This window comes from Boseongicola sp. (assembly GCF_057460485.1).
The window spans coordinates 1-6,544 of record NZ_JBVCWP010000217.1 but is presented as its reverse complement, the minus strand read 5'-3'; the positions used below and the strand labels follow the sequence as shown (position 1 = coordinate 6,544).

General features: G+C 58.6%; 8 protein-coding genes. 2 read left to right on the top strand and 6 right to left on the bottom strand.

Features of this window, described 5'->3' with window-relative positions:
* Positions 1–131: 131 nt before the first annotated feature.
* On the top strand, positions 132–386 hold the full coding sequence (locus tag AC221Y_RS18270; RefSeq protein WP_486707963.1) for a hypothetical protein: 255 nt from the start codon (positions 132–134) through the stop codon (positions 384–386).
* On the opposite strand, the gene AC221Y_RS18265 is transcribed toward AC221Y_RS18270, so the two are convergent.
* From AC221Y_RS18265 to mazG, 6 genes are all read right to left on the bottom strand, one after another.
* The gene (locus AC221Y_RS18265; protein ID WP_299752465.1) at positions 365–1,789 is read right to left on the bottom strand and encodes a protein adenylyltransferase SelO; all 1,425 of its coding nucleotides are present in this window, start codon (positions 1,787–1,789) and stop codon (positions 365–367) included. The two genes, AC221Y_RS18270 and AC221Y_RS18265, sit on opposite strands and share 22 nt — an antisense overlap.
* Before the next feature lie 17 nt (positions 1,790–1,806).
* The gene (locus tag AC221Y_RS18260; RefSeq protein WP_299752468.1) at positions 1,807–2,253 is read right to left on the bottom strand and encodes a GNAT family N-acetyltransferase; all 447 of its coding nucleotides are present in this window, start codon (positions 2,251–2,253) and stop codon (positions 1,807–1,809) included.
* Positions 2,254–2,275: 22 nt separating this feature from the next.
* Entirely contained in the window at positions 2,276–2,764 is a 489-nt protein-coding gene (locus AC221Y_RS18255) for a GrpB family protein (protein ID WP_486707962.1), read from the bottom strand.
* Positions 2,761–3,705, bottom strand: a complete 945-nt coding sequence (locus AC221Y_RS18250) for a nucleoside hydrolase (protein WP_486707961.1) — start codon at positions 3,703–3,705, stop codon at positions 2,761–2,763. The genes AC221Y_RS18255 and AC221Y_RS18250 overlap by 4 nt, the downstream gene beginning before the upstream one ends.
* Positions 3,706–3,794: 89 nt before the next feature.
* On the bottom strand, positions 3,795–4,817 hold the full coding sequence (locus tag AC221Y_RS18245; protein ID WP_486707960.1) for a Fe(3+) ABC transporter substrate-binding protein: 1,023 nt from the start codon (positions 4,815–4,817) through the stop codon (positions 3,795–3,797).
* 105 nt (positions 4,818–4,922) lie between these two features.
* Positions 4,923–5,750 carry a nucleoside triphosphate pyrophosphohydrolase gene (gene mazG / locus AC221Y_RS18240; protein ID WP_486707959.1) on the bottom strand — a complete coding sequence of 276 codons (828 nt, stop codon included), beginning with the start codon at positions 5,748–5,750 and terminating at the stop codon, positions 4,923–4,925.
* Between the two features lie 64 nt (positions 5,751–5,814).
* On the opposite strand from mazG, the gene AC221Y_RS18235 reads away from it, so the two are divergent.
* Positions 5,815–6,544: amidohydrolase (locus AC221Y_RS18235; RefSeq protein ID WP_486707958.1), on the top strand; the 730-nt coding region annotated here is incomplete at its 3' end.

The window sequence follows — 6,544 nt, the reverse complement described above, 5'->3', positions numbered from 1 at the left end:
GGCGTGGACCGGCCGGAAGGACGTCGCACCCGACCGGAAGTTGGTCTGGCAAGTATTTGTCTCGGCGCTGATCTTTATGATAGCGGCACCCTTTTTTTTGCCGCTTTATCAGTGATGTACAGCCGATCCATTTGTGGGGGCTGGCGTTTCAGTTCGTGGTAATTGTGACTTTTGGCTTTTCACTTTGGCTTTGGCTTTGGTTGCTGTTGGTCTATCCGCCCGCAATCGTCGCAGCATTCAGTTTCCGGTCGCCGGTTTTCGGCCTATCTTTCGGCTGGCTGTTTTTGGATGAAGCTTTGGGACTGCCCGTGCTGGTAGCACTGGTTTTGGTGTCGGCCAGTTTGATATTGATTAGCCGGCCGGTTCAGGTGCCGCAGAAGGTCTGAGGCACGACTTCTTCTTCCAAAGGTGGCCGTGTGAGGTCTTCCATTTCTCCGGGGTTGGCAAAGGGCGTTGCTAGGGCCGTGTTGAGACGCTTGTACGGTGCAAGGTCGCCGGTGACAGCGGCTTGAATGGCCTGCTCGATGCGGTGTGTGCGCGCGATCACGGCGGGGTTCACGCTTTGCAGTTCGGCCACGCGATCTTCGGGGCTTGCGCCCTCGGTTTCGAGCCGGTCTCGCCAGCGCTGCTCCCAATCGTCATAGATTGACGGATCCACAAATTCGTCGCGGGCTTTGTGGCTGCCAAGTGCTCGGAAAGTATTTGTGAAGTCGGCCTGACCCTGTGCCATCAGATCGATCAGACCGTTGATCAAACCGTCGTCGTCTTCGGCCTTTGTTTTCAGGCCGATTTTAGCGCGGAATACATTGCGCCACGCCGTGCGGTACAGATCGGGGAAGCGGTCGAGGCTGGCTTGCGCCTTTTCGACTTCGCCGATCAACGGCAGCAACGAAGTGGCGAGTTGCGCGAGGTTCCACATTGCCATCTCGGGTTGGCGGCCATAGGCGTATCGGCCCTGTTGGTCGATCGAGGAAAAGACCTGCATGGGATGAAATCGGTCGATGTAGGCGCAGGGGCCGTAGTCGATAGTTTCACCAGAAACCGTCATATTGTCGGTGTTCATCACGCCATGGACAAAGCCGAGGCCCATCCATTTCGCGATAAGTTTCGCCTGGCGGTCAATGACACCGTCGAGGAAGCCAAGGGCTCCGTCCACTTCTGGATCATGGCGCGAGATAGCGTGTTCAGTGAGTGCTGCGAGGGCTTTTGTGTCTTTCTGCGAGGCGAAATACTGGAATGTGCCGACGCGGATGTGGCTGGCGGCAACGCGCGTCAAGACGGCGCCGGGATAGGGTGCCTCGCGTAATACAGTTTCACCCGTGGCGACGGCAGCGAGGGCGCGCGTAGTGGGGACGCCAAGGGCGTGCATGGCCTCGGAAACGATGTATTCGCGCAAAACCGGTCCGACCCATGCCCGGCCATCGCCCATGCGGGAATAGGGTGTGGGGCCGGAGCCTTTTAGTTGGATATCAAAGCGTTGGCCGTCTGGAGCAACAATTTCGCCCAAGAGGACCGCGCGGCCATCTCCAAGTCGTGGCGACCAGCCACCGAATTGATGGCCTGCGTAGACTTGCGCAAGGGGGTCGGCGCCAGCCGGGACAGAATTTCCAGCCAAGAACGCGATGCCATCGGGCGTCTCAAGCGCGTCTGCGTCGAGACCCAACTCTGCTGCTAACGGGCGGTTCAAGGTGATCAGCGACGGGTCTTTGACCGGCGTGGGTGCGATCTTCGTATAGAAGCGCTCGTCGAGGCGGGCGTAACTGTTGTCGAAGGGTAAATCGAGGCTCATGGGCAATAGATAGGCATTCAGGCCGTCCACGTCATCATGTTGAAAGCGCGGTGGGTGAAACCAAGGCGCCTATAGAGCGTTTCGGCGCGCGTGTTGTCGGGGCCGATTTCAAGGTGAAGCGCCATAAGACCCGCGCCCTTGAGGGACTTGATCAGGGTGAGGACCGCTTCGCTGCCCATGCCACGGCCGCGGACCTTCTCGCGAATCCACAACTCGTCGATGAAGCCGTCGAGGCCGCCCATTTCGATGGACCAACCGAAGCTGACGGCGATATAGCCCACGGGTGACATTTTCGGGCCAATCAGCCAGATCGCACCATGGGGCGAGCCCTCAAGAAGCGGAGTGATCGCGGATCGTCGATGGTCTTCGTCAGAATGGATGCCTTCAAGCGCATGATAGGCCGCGATCATCGGTTCCAGTTTGTCGGTGTCGGCGGTGGTGGCGAGGTGAAGGATTTGGCTCATGTCGGGCTTTCTGTGACGCGGATCAAAGCGCGGGCTTCTGCTTTGTTGATCCAGTCGAATTTGCATTCGCTATACGCCGCTCCGCCTTCCGGGTGGCTGCAAGCGGCTTAACGGAAGTGTAGGCCGCCCGGAGGCTTGCGTTTTCGCGGAGCGCGTCGCGGAAGGCAAGGTGGCGCGTGATGTCTTTGTGTCCGTCAACATAACCGTCTGCATGGGGGCGGCGCGCGTCGGTTTCGGGATCATTCTTGCGGACATAACTGCGCCCCTGCAGCCCGAATTCCCCCAAATATTCACAGCCTAAGGCCTCAAGGGCATTTTGCGCGTAGGTTTGGATCGATGCTTCTGCGAAAACCGGCAGAAGGTCAATGATGGGTTTGGCAGGAAGGCCAGGAACGGAGGTGGAGCCGATGTGATACACCGCCACAAGGCCGCCCATAGGCGCGAGTAGCGCTTCGGTTTCCTGCGCGGCTCTTTCGGGCCAGGCGGGGTCCGGCGCGTGGAGAAGGCTCACAGTCGGGCCAGGCGTTCGGTTAGCAGGTCGAAAAAGCCCTTGTCGTCGACAGACCCCATAAACATCGCATTTGCCGGGCGATCTGTGACACGCCACCAGTCTGCGACGGTCATGCCCAAAGTCAGATCGGAATGAGTTTCAATCGCGACGTTGATGTGGCGGCCCTGAAAGAGATCGGAGTTGATCAGATAGGCGATAGTGCAGGGGTCGTGCAGGGGCGCTCCCTGGGAGCCATACTTCTCGGTATCGAAGCGTTCGAAAAAGTCTGTCCAGCTGGCGACCATGCGCCCGACATCCGTATCAAGCGCCTTGATGTCGGCGATCCACTTGGCGCTGGTCAGGGCCTTGTGCGTCACATCAAGGGGCATGACCGTGATAGTTGCGCCAGATTTAAACACGATATCAGCGGCTTCTGGGTCGACGTAGATGTTAAATTCAGCGGCGGGAGTGATATTTCCAACCTCGAAATACGCCCCACCCATCAGCACAATCTCTTGCACACGTTCGATAATATCAGGCGCGCGTTTGAACGCGACTCCGATGTTCGTTAGCGGGCCGATGGGCACAAGTGTGACTGTGCTGGGCGGTTCTGTGCGCAGAGTTTCGATAATGTAGTCGACGCCGTGCTGGGCTTGCAGCGGCATTGTCGGTTCAGGCAGTTGAGGGCCATCTAGCCCTGTCTTGCCGTGCACATGCTCTGCAGTGACCAGTTTGCGCGCCATTGGGGCATCGCAACCCGCAAAGACCGGGATATCGGGGCGTCCGGCCAGCTCGCAGATGATGCGAGTGTTCTTTTCGGTAAGCGGCAAAGGCACGTTGCCTGCGACCGCCACAACGCCAAGGACGTCGATTTCAACCGGTGATGCAAGGGCGAGCAAGATCGCCACGGCGTCGTCTTGTCCGGGATCGGTGTCGATGATGATTTTACGGGGCGCTGACATGTCGTTCTCCGGATGCGGAGTTGGACCTTGGCGGCGCCCCGTCTGCTTGTCCAGCATCAGAGCGAGGCAAGATGGACTTTCTCGTGACGTTAACCACCCGAACCCGCGCCACCGTCAAAGTCGACGCGCTCGACCATTTGCAGGGCTTGCGCGCGATGGCTGGCGATAGCGGTAAGGTTTGTGTCGTCGGGGGTGAAGTCACCCCAGCTTGCAACAAGTTCAGATGCCTTTGCCGCCGGGGAGGCCGGGTACTCGTAGACAACAGAGGCGTAGATGGCTTGTGCGTCCGGTGAACTGAGAAATTCCATGAAGCTGACAGCGTTGTCGCGGTTTGGAGCGCTTGCGGTCATAGCAACGCCGGAGACATTGACGTGGCTTGTGCCGTTGTCCGCGAAAGTCGGGAATTCGATGCGGACTGAGTTGGCCCACTCGGCCTGTTCCGCATCTTCAAGCATGGCGCCCATGTAATAGGTGTTGCCCAGCGAGATGTCGCATTCACCAGCCCAGATCGACTTGACCTGTGCGCGGTCGTTGCCTTCGGGGTCTTTGGCAAGGTTGGCCTTAACGCCCTTCAGCCAGCCCTCGGCGGCTTCCAGTCCGTTGTGTTCAATTGCAGCGCTCAGCAGGCCCAATGTGTAGACGTGTGTGCCTGAGCGGGTGCAGATACGGCCTGCCCATTTAGGGTCGGCGAGGTCTTCATAAGTGGTGATCTCGCCTTCACCGACGCGGTCTTTTGAGGCGTAGATGATGCGCGCGCGGGAAGTGAGGCCGAACCAGTGGCCCTCGGGATCACGCAAGGCAGTCGGGATAGCGCCGTCGAGGATTTCGCTGTCCACGGTCTGTGTCACGCCAGCTTCTTTGGCATCTGTCAGACGGCTAATATCGACAGTAAGGATAATATCGGCGGGCGAGCGGCGGCCCTCGGCCTTCAGACGCTCAACCAAACCTTTGTCAACGTATGCGACATTGGTCGTGATGCCGGTTTCGGCTGTGAATGCATCCAACAGCGGTTGGATCAGCTCGGGTTGGCGGTAGGAATAGATGTTCACCTCATCGCCGTAGGCAGGAAGGGCCAAAGCGGTGGCGGCGAGTACAAAAACGGGTAAACGCATTTTGAGGTCTCCAAACGGTCAAACTTGATAGATAGAATAAACCTGACTATTTTAGTCAGGTCAATATGTCCGAGTGTTTCCATCGGACATATTCCGCTGGTTGATTCAGCTAATCTCACTACGCTCGCGCGCTTTGGCGGCATCCCAAAGAGCGTCCATTTCCTCAAGGTTGCTGTCTTCGAGGAGACGGCCTTCCTTGTCTAGCGCGCTCTCTATCTGTTTGAAGCGGCGCGTGAATTTGGCGTTTGCATCCCGAAGGGCATGTTCGGGGTCGACGTCCAGATGCCGGGCGAGGTTAGCCATGACGAACAGAAGGTCGCCAAATTCCTCGTGTGTATGTTCGGGGTCGGCGTTGTCGTTCGCCTCGACCAGTTCGCGCGTTTCCTCAGTGATTTTTTCAAGCACATGACCGGCATCGGGCCAGTCAAAGCCCACGCGTGCCGCGCGCTTTTGCAACTTCACCGCTCGCAAAAGCGCCGGCATTCCAAGGGCGACATCATCGAGTACACCTTGCGCGCCTTTGGTTGCACGCTCGCGTGCTTTGGCGATTTCCCAGTCACGCTTCTGGTCGTCCGCTGTTTTATCGCGTGTCTCAGAGCCGAAGACATGGGGGTGACGGTCGACCATCTTGGCGGTGACACGGCGCGCGATGCTGTTGACGTCAAAATGCCCGGCCTCGGCCCCCATCTGGCCGTGGTAGACGACCTGCAATAGAAGATCGCCCAATTCGCCTTCCAACTCGGGCCAGTCTTTGCGGTCGATGGCGTCGGAAACCTCGTATGCTTCTTCAATGGTATAAGGCGCGATCGTCGCGAAATCCTGTTCTATATCCCACGGACAGCCCGCTTCGGGATCTCGCAAGCGACGCATGACCTCGATCAGGCGGGGCAAACCGTCGGCGGTCTCAAAGATCGGATCGCGTTCGTTGGTCATTGCTTCGTGGCCCTGCTTTTGAAACCCTTTCTCGACTTGTTACACAAACTCGAAGAAAGTCCACATGCCTGTCATCAATCGTTTTGCAGGGTATGCCGACGACATGAAGGAATGGCGGCATTGGCTGCATCTTAACCCCGAGCTTGGCTTGGAGCTGCCCAAGACGGCGGCCTATGTGGCCGCGCGGTTGCGGTCGTTTGGGGTGGATGAGCTGCAGGAAGGTATTGCCCAGACCGGGATGGTGGCGATCATCAGCGGGCAGGGCGCGGGGCCAACGATTTGCCTGCGCGCGGACATGGATGCGCCGCCAAGCACTGAAGCGACGGGCGCGGCGCATGCCAGCGAAACGCCTAGATATATGCATGGATGCGGCCACGACGGGCATACGACGATGCGTCTTGGGACGGCGAGGCATTTGGCCGAGACGCGGCGTTTCAGGGGGCGCGTGGCGCTGATTTACCAGCCGACGGAAGAGCTTGGCGGCGGCGACTTGTTGATGGCTGCAGCTGGGATCATGAAGCAATTCGATATCTCGCAAGTATTCGCGCTTCACAACGGGCCGAACATGGGGGGTGGCACATTCGCAATCAATTCCGGGCCGATGTTGGCTGGCGCGGATCAGTTCAAAATCATCTTTGAACGTCCTGGCGGCCATCCTGCACGGCCCGATCTGACGAGGGATGCGCTGTTGGTGGTGGTAGATACAGTTCAGGCGTTGCAAACAGTGGCTGCGCGCGATCGACCGGGGTACGAGCCCTTTGCATTGACTGTCAGTCAGGTGTGCGCGCGCAAAG

Bases quoted from the DNA above. Each gene is read 5' to 3' on its own strand.
- AC221Y_RS18265 (WP_299752465.1), bottom strand. From the start codon at position 1,789: ATGAGCCTCGATTTACCCTTCGACAACAGTTACGCCCGCCTCGACGAG.
- AC221Y_RS18260 (WP_299752468.1), bottom strand. From the start codon at position 2,253: ATGAGCCAAATCCTTCACCTCGCCACCACCGCCGACACCGACAAACTG.
- AC221Y_RS18250 (WP_486707961.1), bottom strand. From the start codon at position 3,705: ATGTCAGCGCCCCGTAAAATCATCATCGACACCGATCCCGGACAAGAC.
- AC221Y_RS18245 (WP_486707960.1), bottom strand. From the start codon at position 4,817: ATGCGTTTACCCGTTTTTGTACTCGCCGCCACCGCTTTGGCCCTTCCT.
- mazG (WP_486707959.1), bottom strand. From the start codon at position 5,750: ATGACCAACGAACGCGATCCGATCTTTGAGACCGCCGACGGTTTGCCC.